Origin of the sequence: Streptomyces lydicus (assembly GCF_001729485.1) — a bacterium.
Lineage (GTDB): Bacteria > Actinomycetota > Actinomycetes > Streptomycetales > Streptomycetaceae > Streptomyces > Streptomyces lydicus_D.
Genome location: NZ_CP017157.1, coordinates 7,515,027 through 7,535,404 on the forward strand (window position 1 = coordinate 7,515,027; position 20,378 = coordinate 7,535,404).

Genomic DNA, 20,378 nt, shown 5'->3' on the forward strand with positions numbered 1-20,378 from the left:
CTCGAAGCCATGCCCCGCCGCCCCTCGCCCGCCCCCGCCGCGCCGTCCCGGCCCGTCGGCAACGCCACCCGCGGCACCACCAACCCCAACCGGCTGCGCCGCATGGACCGCTGGATAGCGGCCGAACACGGCGCCGAGCTGCGCCGCGCCGCCGACCCCGTCGCGGTCGACCTCGGCTACGGCGCCGCGCCCTGGACCGCGGTGGAGCTGCTGGACCGGCTGCGCACCGTCCGGCCGGACGCCCGCGTCGTCGGCGTCGAGATCGACCCGGCGCGGGTCGAGGCGGCCCGCCCGTACGGCAAGCCGGGGCTGGACTTCCTGCACGGCGGCTTCGAGGTGCCGCTGCCGGGCGCCCGCGGCCGGGCGCCGGTCCTCATCCGGGCGGCGAACGTGCTGCGGCAGTACGACGAGGACGAGGTGACCGCGGTCTGGCGGCGGCTGTGCGCCCGCCTGGCGCCGGGCGGGCTGCTGGTGGAGGGCACCTGCGACGAGATCGGCCGGCGGCACGTCTGGGTCGCGCTCGGCCCCGAGGGCCCCCGTACGGTCACCTTCGCGGCCCGGCTCGGCTCCCTGCACACCCCTTCCGACCTGGCCGAACGCCTTCCCAAGGCGCTCATTCACCGCAATGTGCCGGGCGAGCCGGTGCATGCCTTCCTGCGCGACTTCGACCGCGCCTGGGCCGCGGCGGCCCCCTTGGGCGCGCTCGGCGCCCGCCAGCGGTGGCGCGCGGCGGTGGCGGCGCTGGCCACCGACTGGCCGCTGGCCGGCGACCCGCGGCGGCGGCGCCAGGGCGAGGTCACCGTCCGCTGGGAGGCGCTGGCCCCGCGCGGCTGACCCGGCCGCCCGCGCCCGGCGTGACAGTGCCGCGTGCCACGATCCGGGGATGACCCCTACCGACGCAGGCCGCGGCCTGGACGCTTTCCGTGCGGACATCCCGTTCTACACGCTGACCTTCGCCAAGGGCCTGTCCCCCGTCGAGTTGCTGACCCGCATGGGCGTGGACCCGGAGACCCTGGCGCTCCGCGATGCCGCGGGCCTGGACGACGCCTTCGGTGACACCCTGCTCGACGAGGACGAGCCGGTGGTGACGACCGGTACCGACGGCGCGTGGACCTGGGCACGGGAGCTGGGCGGCAGTCACGGGCTGGACGAGGGAGTGCTGTCCGCGGTCTCGCACGGGACGGAGGCCGTCGCCCTGCACCACAACGAGAAGCCGATGCACTGGTTCAGGTACGCGGTCGAGGGCGACATCGTCGTCGACTTCCACACCCTCCAGCCGATCGAACCGACCGGCCTGGACCCGTGGCGGCTCGACGCGTTCATGCGCCCCCTCGGCCTCGTCGCCGGACGGTCCGCTCCGGTGCACGGCGTCCTGGCACTCGCCGAGGACGCCTTCGGGTTGCGCGTGACGCCGGCGGAGGACGACGAGGAACGCTGGAGCGGCAGCCTGCTGCCGCTCCCCGCCGAGGAACGGCCCTAGGCCACGCCGGCCGGGGCGGCCCCGGCCCGTGCCGTGCTCACCCCCGGCAGGGCCGCCAGCTCCCGCAGCCGCCGCTCCGTCTCCGAACCGCGCGGGGCGCTGTACGTCACCAGGGCCTGGTCCTCGTCGGCGCCCAGCCGGAAGCTCTCGAAGGTGATGACGAGCTCGCCGACGTCCGGGTGCAGGATCCGCTTGGTGCCGCGCAGGCACTCGTGCACCGACTGCGCCTGCCACAGCCGCGTGAAGTCCGCACTGCGCACCAGCAGCTCGTTGACCACCTCGCAGATGCGCGGGTCGTCGGGGTGCCGGCCGCTCTCGGCACGCAGATTGCCGACCACCTCTTCGGCCTTGTCCTCCCACTCCGGGTGCAGCGCCCGGGCCGCGGGGTCGAGGAAGACCAGCAGCGCGGTGTTCCGCCGGTCCGGGGCGACGGCCTCCAGGTCGAAGGCGACCCGCCCGCCGAGCCGGTTCCACGCCAGGATGTCCAGGCCACGGCCGATGACCAGGGCCGGCACGGTGCTCTCCATCGCGTCCAGCAGCTGCCGGATCTCGGGGCGCACGGTCTGGCCGGGGGCGGCGCCGGGGGCGCAGCAGTCCGCCGCGCCGCGCCGCCGCGGCACGGCGATGTTGCGCAGGTACGTCACCTCGCCCCCGGACAGCCGCAGCGCCCGCGCGATCGCGTCGAGCACCGAGTCGGAGATGGCGTGCGCCCGGCCCTGTTCGATCCGGGTGTAGTAGTCGACGCTGATGCCGGCGAGCTGGGCGACCTCCTCGCGCCGCAGCCCGCGCACCCGCCGCCGGGTGACCCCGCCGGGCAGCCCGAGGTCGGCCGGGTCGAGCGCGGCGCGGCGCGCCTTGAGGAACGAGCTGATCTCGATTTCCGCGTACAGCATCCGTCCAGTATGCGGCGGCCCGCCGGCCGGGTGCTTCCGCCGGCCCCGGGCCGCGCCTTGCCGGGCCCGCTCCCCGCGGGCCCGGCAAGGGTCCGGACGGCGTACCCCGGAAGTCAGGACCTTGACCCGCCCGACGGGCTCCAGGCTGCTTTGAGGTGCGCCACGCTCCGGGCCCGTCCCGACAGGGCTCGGACGGCGGGAAGCCGACGATAGGGACGCAGGCCGTTCCGCAGGGTCGCGAAGTGCTCGTCACCACGGGCGCTGGAGATTCCGGCGTAATCGTCGAGGAAGCGGTCCCACTCGCGGCACGCCTCTTCGACGTGCCGCATCTCCATCAGACGGGTGGCGAGCAGACCCGTGGCGTGCAGCCGGCCCTGGCGCTCACCCTCGGGCCGGTGCAAGTTCGACCGGCGCAGCGCCTTGACCGATGCGCCACGATCGCCCAACTCCCAGAGCACGTGGGCCACATGGAACTCGTAGGCGGCACGGTCGTACCCGCCCAGGTGGTCATTGCGACCGTCCGCCCGGCTCAACGCCTCCTCGGTCTCCCGGAGCCGGGCAAACGCCTGCCGGCGGTCCTTCACCATCGCCGCACCGTGCGCCTGCTGCCCGCGCAGAAAAGCCACGAGCCTCGGTCCCGACGCCGGGGCGGCTTCGGCAGCGGAGTCGGCCAGGCTCAGAGCCGTGTTGCCGTAGCCGAGGTGGGACGCCTGCAACGCCATGCCGCGCAGGGTGCGGCAGTAGGTGACGTGGTCGTCGGCCTGGCCCGCGAGCTTGAGGGCGTTGACGTAGTACTTCTGCCCGAGGCCGTGCTCGCGTTCGTACATCGCCATCCAGCCCGTGAGGTACACGAGGTCGGAGGCCGCGCTCCGCATCGCCTTCCGCGCCGCTTCGGTGCCTCCCGCTCGCAGGTAGGGGCCCACGGTGTTGGCGAGGAACGCCGCCGCCATCGGCCGGGCGTGGCCACCGCCGAGGTCATCGAGGATGTCCGCGATCCGCTCCGTCATCTTGCGGACCGTCGCGACGTCCCCCCTCCCGATCCGGACCGTCGGAGCGGCCGCCGCCGACTCGCCTCGCCCGGCCACGTCTTCGAAGGCCGGCACGACCAGTCCCGCCGAGTACAGTCCGGCGCCCAGTACCGCCCGCCGGGACGGATCCACGTCCGCCCGGCTCAAATCCGCCACCCCAGCGGCCGCGTCCGGCGATTCGAGCGGCTCGCCGGACTCGCCGAGCCCGGCCTCCGCAGACGTGACGGGCCGCCCGAGGAGCCGTGAGAGCGCTTCGGCCACCGCCGGTCGCGCCTGCGGCTTCGGCACGGAGCCCTTGAGCCAATGGGACACCGACGTCTTGTCGTAGTGCAGGATCACGCCGAGCTCCGCCCCGACACGGTTCACTGCCCGCGCGAGCTGCGCGTTCTTGATTTCCCCCTCCCGCATCAGGCCCGCAAGGGCGAGGTTCGGCGTTCTTGATCGCGATGCCATCTCGTGTACCCCCGGGCGTTCAACCGGTTCAACCGTCCCCCACTGTGCTCCCTTACCCGGCAGGACGCGGCGGAGTTGAGTGATTACCGGCCGTCAGATCCCGCCTTCGGCGCTTGCCTGACGGCTCCGCTGCCCTGCCCCAAGAGGGCGGAGAACCGACTCCGGATTGCGAGGCGTCCACGATGACCGCTCGAACCCCCACTTCCCGGGACCTCGGACTGGGCCACCGGGATCACCCCCTGCTCGGCCGCCGGGTCGTCGACCACGGTCACGGCGACCGTATCGGTGTCCTGCGGGCCATCGCCCCGGACTCGAAGGACAACCCGTTCAACCTGGTGGTGGCGGTGCCGGACACGCCGCCGGTGGCATGGCTGGCGCCGCCGGGCGGCGGCCGGGAGTGGACGACCGCGCCGGAGGCGATCGAGGAGGTGACGCCATGACCACCGACCGGCTGCCACAGGTCGGCGACGAGGTGGAGTACGACCACAGCCGCCTGGCGATCGTGACGGACATCCGCAAGGGCATCCCGTACCTGCGGGCCGGCGGACGCAAAGAGTGGCCGGCGCCGAATCCCGGAGCCCTTCGGGTGTCGCGGACCCGGGCGCAGCGGATCGCGGACGGTGATTTCCGGTGAGCCGGGCCCGCTCCCCGGGCGTGTGTTCAGGCCAGGTGGAGCGCCGCGAGCAGGGCGTCGATGAGGGGGCGGTCGCGTTCCTGGGTGAGGCGGGCGCGGGCGTCGGTGGGGGAGAGCCAGGCCAGGCGGTCGACCTCGTCGCTCGGGGTGAAGGACCCGGCGACCGCCTCGGCGGCCCAGTAACGGACCTGCTTGGGGCGGCCGTTGGCCAGGTAGCTGGCGGTCGGCAGCGGGGCGCCGGGGCGGCAGTCCATGCCGGTCTCCTCCGCGACCTCCCGCACCGCGCCGACCAGCGCGTCCTCGCCGCGCTTCAGCTTGCCCTTCGGGTGCGACCAGTCGTCGTACTTCGGCCGGTGGACCAGCGCGATCTCCAGGCCGGCTTCGGACGCCGCGCGGCGCCACAGCACGCAGCCCGCCGCGCGTACCGGCTTCTGCGGGGTCGTCACGGGTGCATCCCTTCCGGCGCGGTCACGTGTCGCCCCGGGCCGGGCGTTCCGGGGAGCGGGAGAGCCACACCCGGCCGAAGGCGAACCGGGCCGCCTCGACCTGGTGGCGCTGGTCGGCGTGCAGCACCCCCAGCGCGTAGGCGGTGGCCGGGGCGATTCTGGGGGTGCGGGCCGCGGCGGCGGCTGCGGCGGCGGCCTCGGCGGCGGCGCGGTGGGAGTCCAGGGCCCGGGCGGCGTCCGCCAGCCGCAGGTCGGCGGACTCGGGAGCGATCACCTCCTGAGCGTAACGGGCCAGCCGCACCAGGAACCGCACCTGGTGCCACGGGGCGTCCTGGCGGTGGTCGACGGCCAGCGCCTCGGCGTTGTACGGGTGGCCCGCGCGGGCGAGCGGGAGTGCGGCGACGGCCTCCGCGAGCCGCCGGTGGGCCTGGTCGGCGAGCGGGATCAGCGCGTCGGCGGCCGGCAGCTCGGATGCCGAGTGCGCGAGCGGCGCCTCGGAGGCGAGTACGGCGACGGAGTCGGCGACGGCGTGGAAGCGGGAGGAGCCGAGGGCCTGGAGGGCGGCGGAGTGGGCGCGGGTGCGGGCGAGGGTCAGCTGGCGGTCCAGCAGGGCCCCGGCCCGGGCGGCGCCGGCGGCGAGCGCGGCGTCGGCGTCCGGGTCGCCGGCAGCGGTGGCGGTGGACCCCCGGTCCGCCGGGTCCGGGGCGGGGCGGGTGGGCCTGGCGTCCCGGGCGCCGCGCTCGGGGCGGTCGGGGCGGTCGCCCCGGCCGGTCAGCCGGGTGAGCGCCGCCATCAGCCGTTCACGGCGGGCCGCGCAGGTCTGCTCGCGGGCGAGGGTGCCGGACAACCAGCCCAGTTCGGCGAGGAGTTGGTCGGCCCAGGTCTCCTCGGTCAGCGGGCGGAAGGTGTGCAGGGTGGCGCTGATGCGGCGGGCGGCGCGGCGCAGCTGGCGGGCGGCCTCGCCGGCGCCCTCCGCGTCCGAGCCGCTCTCGCGGTGCAGCCGCAGGCTGCGCAGGAAGTCCGAGGACTGCCGGTGCAGATAGTCCGCGAGCACCGCCTCCGCGGTGCGGGCGGCGAGGGCGGGGTGGGCGGCGTGCAGGCCGTGGGGCGGCGCGTGCGCCGGGGCCGCGCCCGGCCCGTCGTACGGCCCGTCGTACGGCCCGTCGTACGGCCCGTCGTGGGGTCCGTCCACCACCGCGGCACGGGCTCCGGGCGCCCCGCCGGGCTCGTATCCGCTACCGATGAGACCGGCCGGCCCCCCGGTCGGCTGGTCATGTCGCTGGGCCACGCCGGCGCCTCCGGGCGTCAATGAGCATTTCCTGTACGTTGCGCAGCGGCACGCCGTCGGCGTCGACCGCGCGCCGGTTCCACTCGCCGTCCGGGCCGAGGTGCCAGGAGGACGTGGCGTCCGACATCCCGGTCTCCAGCAGCCGGTTGAGGGAGGCGCGGTGCGCCGGGTCGGTCACCCGCACCAGCGCCTCGATCCGCCGGTCCAGGTTCCGGTGCATCATGTCGGCGCTGCCCAGCCACACCTCGGGTTCACCGCTGTTGCCGAAGATGAAGATCCGGGAGTGCTCCAGGAAGCGGCCGAGGACGCTGCGGACGCGGATGTTCTCGCTGAGGCCGGGGACGCCGGGGCGCAGGGCGCAGATGCCGCGCACCCAGATGTCGACCGGCACGCCGGCCTGGGAGGCGCGGTAGAGCGCGTCGATGACGGCCTCGTCGACCATCGAGTTGACCTTGATGCGGACGTAGGCCGGCCGGCCCGCGCGCTGGTTGGCGATCTCCTTGTTGATGCGCTGGACCAGGCCGTCCCGCAGGGACTTGGGAGCGACCAGGAGGCGGCGGTAGGTCTCGCGCCGGGAGTAGCCGGACAGCCGGTTGAAGAGGTCGGAGAGGTCGGCGCCGACCTGCGGGTCGGCGGTCAGCAGGCCGAGGTCCTCGTAGAGCCGGGCGGTCTTCGGGTGGTAGTTGCCGGTGCCCACATGGGAGTAGCGGCGCAGCATGTCGCCTTCCTGGCGGACCACCAGTGACAGCTTGCAGTGCGTCTTGAGGCCGACCAGGCCGTAGACGACGTGGCAGCCGGCCTCCTCCAGCTTGCGCGCCCACTTGATGTTGGCCTGCTCGTCGAAGCGAGCCTTGATCTCCACCAGGACGAGGACCTGCTTGCCGGACTCGGCGGCGTCTATCAGGGCGTCGACGATCGGCGAGTCACCGGAGGTGCGGTAGAGGGTCTGCTTGATCGCCAGGACGTCGGGGTCCGCGGCGGCCTGCTCCAGGAATGCCTGCACGGAGGTGGAGAAGGAGTCGTAGGGGTGGTGCAGGAGGACGTCGCGGGCGCGCAGCGCGGCGAAGATGTCGGGGGCGGAGGCGGACTCCACCTCGGCGAGGTCGCGGTGGGTGCCGGCCACGAACTTGGGGAACTTCAGCTCGGGCCGGTCCAGCGCCCCGATGCCGAAGAGCCCGGTGAGGTCGAGCGGGCCGGGCAGCGGGTAGACCTCGGCGTCGGAGATCTTCAGTTCCTGGACCAGCAGGTCGAGGACGGCGGGGTCGATGGACTCCTCGACCTCCAGGCGAACCGGCGGCCCGAAGCGGCGCCGCATCAGCTCCTTCTCCAGGGCCTGGAGGAGGTTCTCGGCGTCGTCCTCCTCGACTTCGAGGTCCTCGTTGCGGGTGACCCGGAACATGTGGTGCGCGCGCACCTCCATGCCCGGGAACAGCTCCTCCAGGTGGGCGGCGATGACGTCCTCGATGGGGACGTAGCGCTGCGGGGACGCCTCCAGGAAGCGGGAGAGCAGCGGCGGCACCTTGACCCGCGCGAAGTGGTCGTGGCCGCTGACCGGGTTGCGTACGACCACGGCGAGGTTCAGCGAGAGGCCGGAGATGTACGGGAAGGGGTGCGCGGGGTCGACGGCCAGCGGGGTGAGCACCGGGAAGATCTGCTGGCGGAAGAGGGTGAACAGGCGGGCCTGTTCCTTCTCGGTCAGCTCCGGCCAGCGGATCAGGTGAATGCCCTGGTCGGCGAGCTCGGGCGCGATGTCCTGCTGGAAGCAGGCGGCGTGCCGGGCCATGAGTTCGCGGGAGCGCGTCCAGATCTGGTCCAGCACCTCGCGGGGCTGGAGGCCGGACGCGGAGCGGGTGGCGACGCCGGTGGCTATCCGCCGTTTGAGTCCGGCGACCCGGACCATGAAGAACTCGTCCAGGTTGCTGGCGAAGATCGCGAGGAAGTTCGCCCGTTCGAGCAGGGGGGTGGCCGGGTCCTCGGCCAGTTCGAGCACCCGCTCGTTGAACCCCAGCCAGCTGCGCTCGCGGTCCAGGAAGCGGTCGCCGGGCAGCTCCTCGCCGTCCGCGCCCACCACGCCCCGGTCCTCGTACGCGTCCGGGTCGGCGTCCAGGTCGGGCTCCAGGCCCGGCACCGTCCCGCGGACCGCGTGCGGGCGGTGTGCGGCGATGGAGCCCACGGAAGGCTGCGCCGACGGGGCCGGGGCCTGCGGGGGCTTCGGCGTCGGCGTCTCCGGCTGGGCCTGTGCCTGAGCGCTCGGCTGCTGGTTCATGGCCTTATTCTTCCGCGTCCCGGGGGTTCCAGGCGCGTCAGGAGGAGGCGGCGCGAGACGGAGCCTCGGGTTGGGGACGTTGGGCACAGCGGGCTGCATTCAGCGATGCTCGCAACCAACATTGAATCACTGGTAACGCGGATATGGCGGCCAGGCAATCGGGGCGCTACGGAGAGGAGCCGCCGCGCACCCGCAGGGTCGCGGCGGGTGTGCCGGAGCCCTGCCGTACCTGCCCGCCGCGACCGCTGCCACACGCTCCGTTATTGAGGAGAAATACTCGGTGAGGTCATGCGCGGGGATTGCTCGCGGGAATTACGTGCGGGAGTGCCCCATGAGTAATGCCCTCGCGCTTTGTTGAGTGCTTCATTGAGCGCGAGGGCATTGCTCGGGGAATTCGCCGGGAGCGGGCCGTCGCCCCCGCCCGCGCCCGCCTCGGGTGAGCGGCCGGCGGCCCGTGGGGCGGGCCCGGGCGCCTCGCGGCGCGGGCCGGCGTTGCGTACGGGATTCCGGACACGGCAGGCGCCTGCGTGGCCACGGAGGGCGGGGCAAGGAATACAGTTCGCGGAAATCAAGGGGCGGGAATTCCGCGCTCCCGGAAAGGGCCGCCGCTTTCCGGGGAGTGGGAACGGCGGGCTCAGCCGTGCCGCCGCCGCATCACCCGGAAGACGAGAACGGTCAGCAGCAGCGCCAGCGCGAGGACGATGCCGGACTCGATCCAGGCCAGCGGCCAGTGGTGCGACACCGGGTGCTGGTCCAGGAACTGGCCGGTCACGTCGTGGCTGCGCAGACAGCCCTCGTAGTCACGGTTGGGCGCGCACCCCAGGTCGTCGCCGGTCAGGTGCCCCCCGGCGCGGGTGAGGTAGCCCTGGCCCTGCACCCAGCTGCTGTCCGGTGCCTGGACCGCGGTGTTGAGGCCGAACCGCTGGGTGGCCACCGGCAGCAGGGCGGGCCGCAGCTGCTGGAACGCGACCTGGACGACGGCCACCGCGGCCAGGGTGACGGCCATCGACGCCACCGTACGGCGCAGCAGCAGACCGGCCAGCACGCCGACCACCAGGCCCAGCAGGGAATGGGCGACCGGTACCGGCCCGAGGGCGGCGAAGCCGAGCATGGAGTACCAGTAGGAGCCGGAGACCTCGTCGCCGCCGACCTGCCAGAGCCAGGCGAAGACCGCGGAGAGCCCGGAGACGGCTGTGAGCACGAACGCCGCGGGCAGGGCCAGCTTCGCCGCCAGCCAGCGCAGCGGGCCGACGGACTGGGTCAGCACGAGCTGGTGGGTGCCGGCCTCCAGCTCGCGGGCGACCAGCGGGGCGCCGATGAACAGGCCGATCATGGCGGGCAGCAGGAACAGCCCGGTCTCGATGAGCTTGAGCGAGGAGCCGAACTCGGCGCGGAAGGCGATGACCGCGTCCTGGGTGTCGGCGCAGTGCGGCACCAGGGAGATCATCGAGCAGCCGGCCAGGTGGTGGGCGTCGATCGCCCCGGCCATCCGGCCGCGCAGCACCGCGCACCAGACGGCCGTGGCGGCCGCGCCGGCGAGCAGGATGCCGAGGACCAGCCGGTGCTGTCGCCAGGCCAGCCAGAGCGCCCCGCGCAGGGGTGCCCGGCCGGCCGCCGGCCGGTCGCCGGTCCCGTCCGCGGTGGGCCGGGGCCCGCTCGCTCGTCGGTGTGCCGTGGTGGTCATGCCGCCGCTCCCTTGCCGCTGTGGTGGTGGTACGAGGTGTGTGGTGCGCCGCCGGGTACGCCCGCGGTGCCGGGCCGTCCGTTGCGCGGCATGCCGGGGATGCCGGGCCGGCCGCCGGGCCGGTGGGGCGTCCGCGGGGAGACCGGTTCGGCGCTCGGTGCGATCAGCGCGGGCGCGCCGGGGGCCCGCAGGTAGCCGAGCAGCAGCTCCTCCAGGGACGGCTCGGCCGCCTCCCAGGGGCCGGGGGCGAGCCGGCCCTTCCGCCGTACGAGCGCGGTGAAGTGACGTCCGCTCAGCTGGGTGTCGATCACGGTGTGCGCGGCGATCTCGCGGGGCAGCCCCTCGCCCCGGCGCTCCCCCATGACCAGGGCGTGCACCCCGATGACGTCGTCGGCCTCGCCGGCGAGCCGCACCCGGCCGTCGCCGAGCACCAGCAGGTAGTCGCAGATCCCGTCCAGTTCGGCGAGCGCCTGCGAGGACAGCACCACGGTGGTGGCGCGCCCGGCGGACCGGGCCAGCAGCAGTGCGGCGATCCGGTGCCGGTCGAGCGGGTCGAGCCCGGCCAACGGGTCGTCCAGGAGCAAGAGTTCGGGCTCCCTGCCGAAGGCGAGGGCGAACGCGAGGACGGTGCGCTGCCCTTCGGGGAGCGCACCGGCGCGGGCGTCCAGGGGCAGTCCCCCGTCCCGCACGATCTGCTCGGCGCACCGGCCGTTCCAGCGACCGGGGTTGAGTTCCCGGCCCATGCGCAGCGTCTCGGCGACCGTCAGCCGGGGGTAGAGGGGCTTGCCCTGGGTGACGTGCGCGACCCGGGCCCGCCCCGCGGGGCCGCTCTCGCCGCAGATCCGCACGGTCCCCTCGGTGGGGCGGAGCAGCCCGGAGACCAGGGACAGCAGGGTGCTGGTGCCGGCGCCGGGCGGGCCGGCCAGCGCGCAGATGCGGCCGGCCGGCAGCCGGAGGGTGCAGTCGCGCAGGGCCCAGCGGCGGCCGTACCGCTTGCCGAGGCCGATCGTTTCGAGGGCGGTGCGCCCCGAGGCCCGACCGGTCGCCTCGCCGTCGACCCCTGGCCGTATCGCCATCGCCACGCCACGCCCCCCGAACCGTCGCCGACTCATTCCACTAATTAAGTAGTGGAAGCGTGCGGGAAGTGGGCTGCACCTGTCAACCTCCGCTGCGTACGCTGCCCTTCGTGACCACACCTTCCGCGCCGCCCACGCCCCCGCTGCCGTACACCCCCGACTACCCGATCCGCACCGCGCGACTGGACCTCCGCCCGGTCACCGAGGGCGACTTCACCGCGAAATCCACGCCTACCAGCGGCTGCCCGAGGTCTGCCGCTACCTCTACTGGGGCCCCTTCGACGAGGAGGGGTCCCGGGCCTCGGTCGCGGCCAAGGCCGCCCGCACGACGCTGCGCGAGTCCGGCGACGTGCTCCAGTTCGCCGTGGTCGTACGGGAGACCGGCACCCTGGTCGGCGACGTCACGTTCGTCCTGACCAGCCGCGAGCACCGCCAGGGCGGCATCGGCTACGTCTTCGACCCGGCGCACACGGGACGCGGCTACGCCACCGAAGCGAGCCGCGCGCTGCTGGAGCTGGCCTTCGAACAGCTCCGGCTGCACCGGGTGCAGGCCGAACTGGACGGCCGCAACACCGCCTCGGCCCGCCTGCTGGAACGGCTGGGGATGCGCCGCGAGGGCCATCTGCGGGAGAACGAGTTCCTCGACGGCGAGTGGTCCGACGAGGTCGTCTACGCGATGCTCGCGCGGGAGTGGCACGCACAGCAGGGGCGCTAGGGGGTGTTCCCGCCGCGGGCGTTAGTGGGGCGTTAGCCGTCCGGCGACGGATCATCAGCCGCGGCGGACAGTCTTGTTCCCACGAGCCCGGAACACGACTTGGAGAGCACCGGATGAACATGTCGCACGCCACCCTCCGCCACGCCCGCAAGGCCGCCGCCGCCGTGGTGATCGCCGTCGCCGCGTTCGGGCTCACCGCGTGCCAGGACGGCGGCGCCAACGCCTCCTCGTCCCCCGCCTCCGCGCAGTCCCCCGCTTCCACGGGCAAGACCGCGCAGGGTTCCACGCAGGGCTCCGGCCACCGTGCCGCCCAGGGCTCCGGCCACGGTTCCGCCCAGGGCTCCGGCCACCGTGCCGCCAAGGGCGTGCCGACGAAGGCCCCGGAGAAGTCCGGGGCGAGGTGCACGGACCAGATCAATTACGCGGGCGACCCCCGGTCCAACGCCGAGATCAACAGCCTCGGCACGAAGACCGGCCACTGCCCGGCGCCGCAGAAGAGCGGCAAGCCGTCGGGCACCCCCAAGAAGCCCGGGGTGAGCTGCACGGACCAGATCAACTACGTGGGCGACCCCCGGCCCAACGCCGACATCAACTCGATCGGCGAGGAGACCGGCTACTGCCCGTCGGTCCGGCACCAGTGAGCCGAAAAAACGGGGCGGGCCGCGACCGGCCCGCCCCATGAGAGTGCTCCCGGCCCGGCCCCCCGCCGCCGCGCCGTCCCCCGCTCAGGTCTCCGAGCGGTACATCAGATCCGTCTCGTGCGTCACGAACCCCATCCGCTCGTAGACGCTCACCGCCGCCGCGTTGTCGGCGTCCACGTACAGCATCGCGGTCGGCAGCCCCTGCGCCGCCAGGTGCCGCAGCCCGACCGAGGTCAGGGCCTTGCCCAGGCCGCCGCCCTGCGCGCCCGGCCGCACCCCGAGCACGTAGACCTCCCCCAAGCCCTCCTCGGCGTGCACCTTGGTCCAGTGGAAGCCGACCAGCCGGCCGCCCTGCTCCGCGAGGAAGAACCCCTTGGGGTCGAACCACGCCTCGCCCTTGCGGTCGTCCAGGTCGCGCTGGCCCAGCGAGCCCTGCTCCGGGTGGTGGGCGAACGCCTCGGCGTTCACCTCCAGCCAGGCCGCGTCATCGGTGCCCGGCTGGAAGGTCCGGACCGACACGCCCTCGGGCAGCTCCGGCTCGGCCAGCTCCAGATCCGTCAGCGAGCGCCGCATCTGCCGCAGCTCCCGGAACATCGTCAGGCCCAGGGTCTGCGCGAGGTGCCGGGCCGCGGGGTGCCCGCCGTGCGCCCAGACCCGCACCCGGCGGCCGGACTGCTCCAGCAGCTCCGCGCCCAGCGCCCGGCCGTGCCCCCGGCCGCGGAACCCGGGGTGCACCACCAGCTCGGCGGCCGGCGCCTCGACCGGATCGGTGTCCTCCAGCTGTCCGTACCCGACGAGCGTCTCGCCCGCCTCTCCGCGCGCGTACACCAGCACGTGGCGTACGCCCTCCCTCGGCCCGCCCCGCAGCTGCAGCCGGCCCTGTTCGGACACGGCGGGCTGCCCGTCGGCGCGCGCGGCCCGCTCGATCAGTTCGAGGACGGCCGCGGCCCCTTCCGGCGCGAGCTCGTCGACCACCTGGATCCTGCGGCCGGTCCGGCCCATCTCCTGTGCAGCGTCAGTCATGTGTGAAGCGTACGACTCCGCCGGGTCCCCCGACGGGCGCCACCCGCACGCCCGCCGCCCGCCGGCAACCAGCCCGTAACCCGCACCCCCCTGTTGCGCTACGCGCGTCGACAATAAGCTGCCGTCCGCTCAGGACATCCGGGAGGGGAACACATGCCAGCGACACCGCAACGGCGCCGTGGGGTCAGCAGATTGACGATCGGGGCCACCGTACTGGCCGCCTGTGTGGGGGCCGCGGTCGCCGGCAGCGCCCTGCCGGCGGGCGCCGAGACCGGGCACCACGGCCACGGCGGCCGCACCGTCGACGTGCAACTGCTCTCCTTCAACGACTTCCACGGCAACCTCGAACCGCCGCAGGGCTCCTCCGGCACGGTAGAGGAGATCCAGCCGGACGGCACCAAGAAGGCCGTCCCGGCCGGCGGCGTCGAGTACCTGGCCCAGTCGCTGCGCACGGCCCGCAAGGGCCACCCGTACTCCGTCACCGCCGCGGCCGGCGACCTGGTCGGCGCCAGCCCGCTGCTGTCCGGCCTGTTCCACGACGAGCCGACCGTCGAGGCCATGAACAAGCTGGGCCTGGACGTCACCTCCGTCGGCAACCACGAATTCGACGAGGGCCGGGCCGAGTTGACCCGCCTGCAGAACGGCGGCTGCCACCCGAAGGACGGCTGCTACGAGGACGGCAGGACGTTCGGGGGCGCCGACTTCCCCTACCTCGCCGCGAACGTCACGGACGAGAAGACCGGCAAGCCGCTGCTGCGGCCGTACACCGTCTGGAAGCACAAGGGCGTCAAGATCGGCTTCATCGGGGTGACGCTGGAGGGCACCCCCGACGTCGTCACCGCCGAAGGCGTCAAGGGCCTGAAGTTCCACGACGAGGTCGAGACGATCAACAAGTACGCCAAGGTGCTCGACAAGCAGGGCGTCAAGGCGATCGTCGCCCTCATCCACGAAGGCGGGCTGCCCGCCTCCACGTCCTACAACTACAACTGCGACAGCCCCGGGGCCGGCGACGGGATCTCCGGGCCGATCACCGAGATCGCCAAGCATGTGACGCCCCGGGTGGACGCCCTGGTCACCGGCCACACCCACCAGGCGTACGCCTGCACCATCCCGGACCCGTCCGGCCGGCCGCGCACCGTCACCTCCGCCGCGTCCTACGGCAAGCTCTACACCGACACCACGCTGACCTACGACCGCCGCACCCGCGACATCGTGCGCACCCGCGTCACGGCGCCCGGCGCGGTCAACCACGTCGTGGACCGCACCCAGCCCAAGGCCGCGGACATGACCGCCCTGATCAGCCGCTGGAACAAGCTGGCCGCCCCGGTCGCCGGCCGCCCGGTCGGCCACATCGCGGCCGACATCGCCGGCCGCGGCGCGGGCGCCCCCGAGTCCCCCCTCGGTGACGTCATCGCCGACGCCCAGCTGGAGGCCACCAAGGCGTCCGACAAGGGCGGCGCCCAGCTCGCCCTGATGAACCCCGGCGGCATCCGCTCCGACCTCGCCTACGCGGCGTCCGGCTCGGAGGGCGACGGCGTGGTCACCTACGGCGAAGCCTTCACCGTCCAGCCGTTCACCAACATGACGAACGTCGTCGACCTCACCGGCGCCCAGCTGCTGACCGCCCTCCAGCAGCAGGTCAGCGGCCCCAACGAGACCTCACCGAAGGTCCTTCAGGTCTCCGGCGGCCTCACCTACACCCTCGACCTGACCAAGAAGGGCGCCGACCGCGTCGTCAAGGACACCGTCAAGCTCAACGGCGCCGCGCTCGACCCGGCGAAGACCTACCGCGTCGCGATGAACGAGTTCCTGGCCGGCGGCGGCGACGGGTTCGCCGCCTTCAAGGACGGCAGGAACAAGTACGTCGGCCCCTCCGACCTGGACGCCTTCACCGCGTACCTGACGGCGCACTCGTCGAAGGAGCAGCCCCTCACGCCCCCGAAGGCGGACCGCATCACGGTCGTGAAGTAGGCGGCCCCGCCGGCCGGGTCGCAGGGCGCTGCGACCCGGCCCGCGAGGTCCCCGCCCCGGGGACCGGTCAGGAGAAGTCGGCGGCGTGGTCCTCCGCCCACCGGGCGAACGTACGGGCCGGGTGGCCGGTGATCCGCTCGACGGCGTCCGAGACCGGGAAGGGCGAGGCGTCGACCGCCCCGCCGAACATCCGCACCAGTTCCAGCGCCGCCTCCCGGGGCAGGTGCGGACCGGCCATCGCCTCGGCGGCCGCCTCCTCGGAGATCTGCTCGACCCGGGTCTCCCGCCCGATCGCCCGGCCGATCGCGGCGACCTGCTGGGCGACCGTCATCACCTCGGGACCGGTGACGGGGTAGGCCCGGCCCTGGTGGGTGCCGGTGCGGTCCAGCAGGGCGACGGCGGCGACATCGGCGAGGTCGGCCTCGTGGACCGGGGCGCCCTGCGCGCCCGGGTGGGCGTCGCGGACCACCCCCGTCGCCCGGACGGCCGGGGCCCAGGCGAGCGCGTTGGTGGCGTAGTTGCCGCCCCTGACGAACGTCCACTCCAGGCCGGAGTCGCGCACCGCACGCTCCTGGGCGGCGTGCATCCGCGCGATGAAGTGGGACTCGTCGGCGGGGGAATCGGTCACCGCCATCGAGGAGTTGAGGACGATACGGCGCACGCCGGTCTTCACGGCGGCGTCCACCAGGGCGCCCGCGGCCCGTTCCCCGCCGGCCGCGAGGTTGAGGAAGAGCGCGTCGGCGCCCTCCAGCAGCGGTTCGAGGCCCTCGTCAGCGGTGAGGTCGGCACGCACCACCTCGGCCCCGGCCGGCAGCGCGGCCCGTGCCGGGTCCCGGGTCAGCGCGCGGACGGCGGCGCCGTCGGCGAGGAGCCGGGTGACAAGACTGCGGCCGATATTGCCGGTTGCTCCGGTTACCACGATCATCAGGCACCTCAGGGAAGAAGAACGACCGTCTGCGGGTCGTCGGGCGAATGGGACGCATCACAAGCAGCGATCCGGGGCGCCGGAGCATTCCGTCGCCGCGGCAGGCAAGGATGGTGACGGTAGTTCAGGTCAACCCCGCGGGCGCGGCAATTTTTCACCAAGAGCGCCCCGACAAGCCTCATGAATCCGACATACCTCTGGTAAGACTTGCGTTCGAGGGTCCCGCTCGTGGTGGGATGTGCTGATGCGAACCCCCACACGCATACCCTCGCCCGCCGACCGCCCGGCCCCCCACTCCGCCGCAGCGGGCACCCCGAACGACCCCTCCGGCGACACCAGAAGGCTCGCACCGGTCAATCCGTACGCGGACCTGGCCGCGCTCGCCGACCCGGAACCCGACGCCGGCCCGGCCGACCCCGGGTTCGACGTCCCCGGTGCCACCCGGCGCCGCAGCTACCTCAACGAGCGGGACGACAGCGACGACCCGCTGGGCCTCGGGCTGCGCGCGGACGACGAGGACGAGGTGTGGACGCGGCCGAACCACCGCCGCACCAAGCGCGGCATCAGCCGCTTCGCCGCCGTCCCGATCACCCTGAAACTGCTGGTGGCGCTCCTCGTCCTGGCCTCGTTCCTCACCCTCTCGGACCGCTTCGCGGTGCTCTACGCGCAGAACGCGGCCGCGGAGAAGCTGAAGGACGCGCTGCATCTGAACGCCACCCCGGAAGTCGACATCCAGGGCTTCCCCTTCCTCACCCAGGTCCTGGACAAGCGCGTCGACCAGGTGCGGGTCACCATTCCCGACCTGGCCGCCGACCGGGTGTCGCTGGCGAAGTTCGAGGCGACCGCGCGGGACGTCCGCCTCGACGGCGATCTGCCCAGCTCCGTCAAGGGCGCCACGATCGGCTCGCTGCGCGGCAACGTCCTGCTCGCCTTCGACGACATGAACCGTGAACTGGGCGCCTCCCAGGTCAAGTTCAGCGCGATGGGCCCCGATGCGGTCAAGGCGGACGGGCAACTGCCGATCGCCGGCCACGAATTGCGGGTACGGGCCGAGGCGCGCATCCACCGGACCGGCGAACGCGGCATCTCCACCGACATCAGCCGGATGCGCCTGGACATCGGCGACCTCGCCGTCTACCGCCCCGGCACCGGCAAGGAGGAGGGCCTGCGGCTGACCCGCAAGGCCGCCGCCCAGCTCAGCCAGGAAGCCGCCCGGGTCAAGGCGATGCTGAGCATCCCGGCGATCGCGGACCGCATCGGCATCCCGAAGGGCTACATCCAGGACGCGCTGCGCAGCGAGGACAAGCTGCACGAGCTGACCGGTTCGCCGCGCTTCGTCCACGAGCTGATGAAGGTCAACCTCGTCGACGTGGTGCTGGACCACCCCTGGCTGCTGGAGAAGGTCGGCATCGACCCGAAGATCCTCGGCACGCTCAGCGGCCTGACCAAACCGCAGCTCGCCGACCGGCTGTCGCTCTCCTTCGAACTGCCCAAGACGCCCGGGAACGTACGGCTGCGCGCGCTCACCGTCCAGCGGGACGGCATCCGCGCCGAGCTCACCGGGGCGGAGCTGCCGTTCGGGGACGCGGCGAAGAAGAAGTGAGCCGGGGCCGGCGGGCCGCTCAGGCGTCCCCGTCCGGCCGGGCCGGCGGCTCCTCGGGCGGCGCGGGCGGCGGCGTCGGGGCGCCCGGCAGGGTCAGCACCGCCTCGGTGCCTCCGAGGTCCGCGGACCGCAGCCGTACCGCACCGCCCGCCTGCTCCGCCGTGCGCGCCACGATCGACAGCCCCAGCCCGCTGCCCGGCAGGCTGCGCGCGGACGGCGAGCGCCAGAACCGCTCGAAGACGTGCGGCAGTTCGTCCTGCGGAATGCCGGGACCGTGATCGCGTACGGTCAGCTCGCCGCCGGACAGCCGGACCTCGACGCCGCCACCGGCCGGGCTGAACTTCACCGCGTTGTCGAGCAGATTGACCACCGCCCGCTCCAGCCCGGCCGGCTCGGCCCGTACGTACCAGGGCGCGATGTCCGCGGTGAAGGTCAGCGACGGGCCGCGCAGCCGGGCCCGCTCCAGCGCCGCGCCGACGACGTCGTGCAGCGCCACCACCGCCACGGCGCTCTGCCCGGGCGCCGGCGGCCGGGACAGCTCCTGCAGGTCCCCGATCAGCGCCGCCAGCTCCCCCATCTGCGCCTTCACCGACGCCAGCAGCGCCTGCTTGTCCCCGGGCGGAATCGGCCGGCCGGACTGCTCGCTGCGCACCAGCAGGTCGATGTTCATGCGCAGCGAGGTCAGCGGCGTCCGCAGCTCGTGGCCGGCGTCGGCGATCAGCTGCTGCTGGAGGTCACGGGAGGAGGCCAGCGCCGCGGTCATCGCGTTGAAGGAACGGGAGAGGCGGGCGATCTCGTCGTCGCCGTCCGCCGGGATGCGGATGGCCAGGTCCTGCGTACGGGCGACGTGTTCGACGGCTTCGGTGAGGCGGTCGACGGGTTTGAGGCCGGCCCGAGCCACCCAGAGGCCGGCGGTCGCCGCGCCCAGCACCCCCACGCCGGCGACGATCAGCAGCACCAGCGCGAGCTGGTTGAGCGGGTCGGTGACCTGTCTCATCGGCAAGGCGACCGAGATCGCGAGGCGATTGCCCTGGGTATCGGTGAGCGGGCCGGGGAACGGCTTGGTCCACACCCGCATCTCGGCGCCGTCCTCGGCCCGGGTGATGTGCGCCGTGCTGGCCACCCGCCCCCTGGCCACCGCGGTGTCCGCGCGCTGGGCGGGAATGGGTGCCTTGTCCGGTGAGGTACAGACATAGCCTCCCGCGGACACGAGCTGGATGGTGTACGGCGTGGGCTGGAAGTGCACCCCGTCCGGGTTGTTGCAGTAGGCGCTGAGCGCCTGCACGTAATTGGAGTTCACCTCGACGGTGCTGAGCTGCGCGTCCAGCTGCTCGGTCAGCCGGTCACGGGTGATCAGCCAGCAGGCGGCGGCCGAGAGGGCCACCGCGAAGGCGACCGCCACCGCCGTGAGCATCGCCAGCCGTGAACGCAGCGGCAGTTGCCGGAAGCGCGCCAGGGGGCCCGGGTACCGCCCGGCGCCACGGGGGGTTCCGCTCGCGCTCATTCCGACCCGCCGTCCGCCCGCAGCACATAGCCGACGCCCCGCACGGTGTGCACCAGGCGCGGCTCGCCGCCCGCCTCCGTCTTGCGGCGCAGATACATCACGTACACGTCGAGCGAGTTGGAGGTGGGCTCGAAGTCGAAGCCCCAGACCGCCTTGAGGATCTGCTCGCGGGTGAGGACCTGCCGCGGGTGCGCGAGGAACATCTCCAGCAGCGTGAACTCCGTACGGGTCAGCTCGACCGGCCGGGCGCCCCGGGTCACCTCGCGCGTCGACAGGTCCATCCGCAGATCGGCGAAGCTCAGCGTCTCGCCCTCGCCGGCGGGCTGTGCGCCGGCCGCCGCCGGGTAGGAGCTGCGGCGCAGCAGTGCGCGGATCCGGGCGAGCAGCTCGTCCAGCTCGAACGGCTTGACGAGGTAGTCGTCGGCGCCCGCGTCCAGGCCGGTGACGCGGTCGCCGACGGTGTCCCGGGCGGTCAGCATCAGGATCGGTACGGTCACCCCGCTCGCCCGCAGCCGCCGGGCCGCGGTCAGCCCGTCCATCCTGGGCATCAGCACGTCCAGGACGATCAGTTCGGGGTCGTAGGACGCGACCTTCTCGACCGCGTCCAGACCGTCGACCGCCTGCTCGGTCCGGTAGCCCTCGAAGGCGAGCGAGCGCTGCAGCGCCTCGCGGACGGCGGGCTCGTCGTCGACGATCAGGATGCGGGCGGGCTGATCACCGTGCTCGGCGGGGCTCATGTGTGTTTCTA

General features: G+C 73.5%; 19 protein-coding genes. 8 read left to right on the forward strand and 11 right to left on the reverse strand.

The annotated features are described in order from the left end of the window. Positions 1-9: 9 nt before the first annotated feature. On the forward strand, positions 10-834 hold the full coding sequence (locus tag SL103_RS32560) for a class I SAM-dependent methyltransferase (protein WP_069572536.1): 825 nt from the start codon (positions 10-12) through the stop codon (positions 832-834). A gap of 49 nt (positions 835-883) precedes the next feature. Next, on the forward strand, positions 884-1,480 hold the full coding sequence (locus SL103_RS32565) for a DUF6461 domain-containing protein (RefSeq protein ID WP_069572537.1): 597 nt from the start codon (positions 884-886) through the stop codon (positions 1,478-1,480). Here the strand turns inward: SL103_RS32565 and SL103_RS32570 are convergent. Together SL103_RS32570 and SL103_RS32575 are read right to left on the reverse strand one after the other, a co-directional pair. After that, a complete protein-coding gene (locus SL103_RS32570) occupies positions 1,477-2,373 on the reverse strand; it encodes a helix-turn-helix domain-containing protein (protein ID WP_069572538.1) in 897 nt (298 codons plus the stop codon). The genes SL103_RS32565 and SL103_RS32570 overlap by 4 nt on opposite strands. Before the next feature lie 113 nt (positions 2,374-2,486). Beyond that, on the reverse strand, positions 2,487-3,854 hold the full coding sequence (locus SL103_RS32575; RefSeq protein ID WP_069572539.1) for a hypothetical protein: 1,368 nt from the start codon (positions 3,852-3,854) through the stop codon (positions 2,487-2,489). A gap of 182 nt (positions 3,855-4,036) precedes the next feature. Between SL103_RS32575 and SL103_RS32580 the strand changes: the two genes are divergently transcribed. After that, positions 4,037-4,294, forward strand: coding sequence for a hypothetical protein (locus SL103_RS32580; protein WP_069572540.1), 258 nt, complete (start codon positions 4,037-4,039; stop codon positions 4,292-4,294). Then, on the forward strand, positions 4,291-4,488 hold the full coding sequence (locus tag SL103_RS32585; protein WP_069572541.1) for a hypothetical protein: 198 nt from the start codon (positions 4,291-4,293) through the stop codon (positions 4,486-4,488). The genes SL103_RS32580 and SL103_RS32585 overlap by 4 nt, the downstream gene beginning before the upstream one ends. Positions 4,489-4,514: 26 nt before the next feature. On the opposite strand, the gene SL103_RS32590 is transcribed toward SL103_RS32585, so the two are convergent. The 5 genes from SL103_RS32590 to SL103_RS32610 form a co-directional block, all read right to left on the reverse strand. Continuing rightward, positions 4,515-4,934, reverse strand: coding sequence for an NUDIX hydrolase (locus SL103_RS32590; RefSeq protein ID WP_069572542.1), 420 nt, complete (start codon positions 4,932-4,934; stop codon positions 4,515-4,517). Between the two features lie 22 nt (positions 4,935-4,956). Next, positions 4,957-6,243, reverse strand: coding sequence for a CHAD domain-containing protein (locus tag SL103_RS32595; protein WP_069572543.1), 1,287 nt, complete (start codon positions 6,241-6,243; stop codon positions 4,957-4,959). Continuing rightward, positions 6,206-8,488 (reverse strand): RNA degradosome polyphosphate kinase, encoded by a 2,283-nt coding sequence (locus SL103_RS32600; RefSeq protein ID WP_069572544.1) that lies wholly within the window; start codon positions 8,486-8,488, stop codon positions 6,206-6,208. Before SL103_RS32600 ends, SL103_RS32595 begins: the two co-directional genes overlap by 38 nt. A gap of 634 nt (positions 8,489-9,122) precedes the next feature. After that, positions 9,123-10,172 (reverse strand): transmembrane transport protein, encoded by a 1,050-nt coding sequence (locus tag SL103_RS32605; protein ID WP_069572545.1) that lies wholly within the window; start codon positions 10,170-10,172, stop codon positions 9,123-9,125. Then, the gene (locus SL103_RS32610) at positions 10,169-11,248 is read right to left on the reverse strand and encodes an ATP-binding cassette domain-containing protein (protein ID WP_079146099.1); all 1,080 of its coding nucleotides are present in this window, start codon (positions 11,246-11,248) and stop codon (positions 10,169-10,171) included. Before SL103_RS32610 ends, SL103_RS32605 begins: the two co-directional genes overlap by 4 nt. 241 nt (positions 11,249-11,489) lie before the next feature. Here SL103_RS32610 and SL103_RS32615 point away from each other — a divergent pair, with 241 nt between their 5' ends. Both SL103_RS32615 and SL103_RS32620 read left to right on the forward strand, forming a co-directional pair. Then, the gene (locus tag SL103_RS32615) at positions 11,490-11,963 is read left to right on the forward strand and encodes a GNAT family N-acetyltransferase (RefSeq protein WP_244304256.1); all 474 of its coding nucleotides are present in this window, start codon (positions 11,490-11,492) and stop codon (positions 11,961-11,963) included. 113 nt (positions 11,964-12,076) lie between these two features. Then, the gene (locus SL103_RS32620) at positions 12,077-12,604 is read left to right on the forward strand and encodes a hypothetical protein (RefSeq protein WP_347877881.1); all 528 of its coding nucleotides are present in this window, start codon (positions 12,077-12,079) and stop codon (positions 12,602-12,604) included. Positions 12,605-12,688: 84 nt separating this feature from the next. Here the strand turns inward: SL103_RS32620 and mshD are convergent, their stop codons facing one another. Continuing rightward, positions 12,689-13,606 (reverse strand): mycothiol synthase, encoded by a 918-nt coding sequence (gene mshD / locus SL103_RS32625; protein ID WP_079146100.1) that lies wholly within the window; start codon positions 13,604-13,606, stop codon positions 12,689-12,691. Positions 13,607-13,780: 174 nt separating this feature from the next. On the opposite strand from mshD, the gene SL103_RS32630 reads away from it, so the two are divergent. Beyond that, positions 13,781-15,598, forward strand: a complete 1,818-nt coding sequence (locus SL103_RS32630) for a bifunctional metallophosphatase/5'-nucleotidase (RefSeq protein WP_069572547.1) — start codon at positions 13,781-13,783, stop codon at positions 15,596-15,598. Between the two features lie 67 nt (positions 15,599-15,665). Here SL103_RS32630 and SL103_RS32635 read toward each other — a convergent pair whose 3' ends face one another. Then, entirely contained in the window at positions 15,666-16,523 is an 858-nt protein-coding gene (locus SL103_RS32635; protein ID WP_069572548.1) for an SDR family oxidoreductase, read from the reverse strand. A 244-nt stretch (positions 16,524-16,767) separates the two neighbouring features. Between SL103_RS32635 and SL103_RS32640 the strand changes: the two genes are divergently transcribed. Then, complete coding sequence (locus tag SL103_RS32640) at positions 16,768-18,126, forward strand: LmeA family phospholipid-binding protein (protein WP_069572549.1); 1,359 nt, start codon at positions 16,768-16,770, stop codon at positions 18,124-18,126. 19 nt (positions 18,127-18,145) lie between these two features. On the opposite strand, the gene SL103_RS32645 is transcribed toward SL103_RS32640, so the two are convergent. Both SL103_RS32645 and SL103_RS32650 read right to left on the reverse strand, forming a co-directional pair. Beyond that, positions 18,146-19,630 (reverse strand): HAMP domain-containing sensor histidine kinase, encoded by a 1,485-nt coding sequence (locus tag SL103_RS32645; protein WP_069572550.1) that lies wholly within the window; start codon positions 19,628-19,630, stop codon positions 18,146-18,148. Then, positions 19,627-20,367, reverse strand: coding sequence for a response regulator transcription factor (locus SL103_RS32650; protein WP_069572551.1), 741 nt, complete (start codon positions 20,365-20,367; stop codon positions 19,627-19,629). Before SL103_RS32650 ends, SL103_RS32645 begins: the two co-directional genes overlap by 4 nt. Between the last annotated feature and the right edge of the window lie 11 nt (positions 20,368-20,378).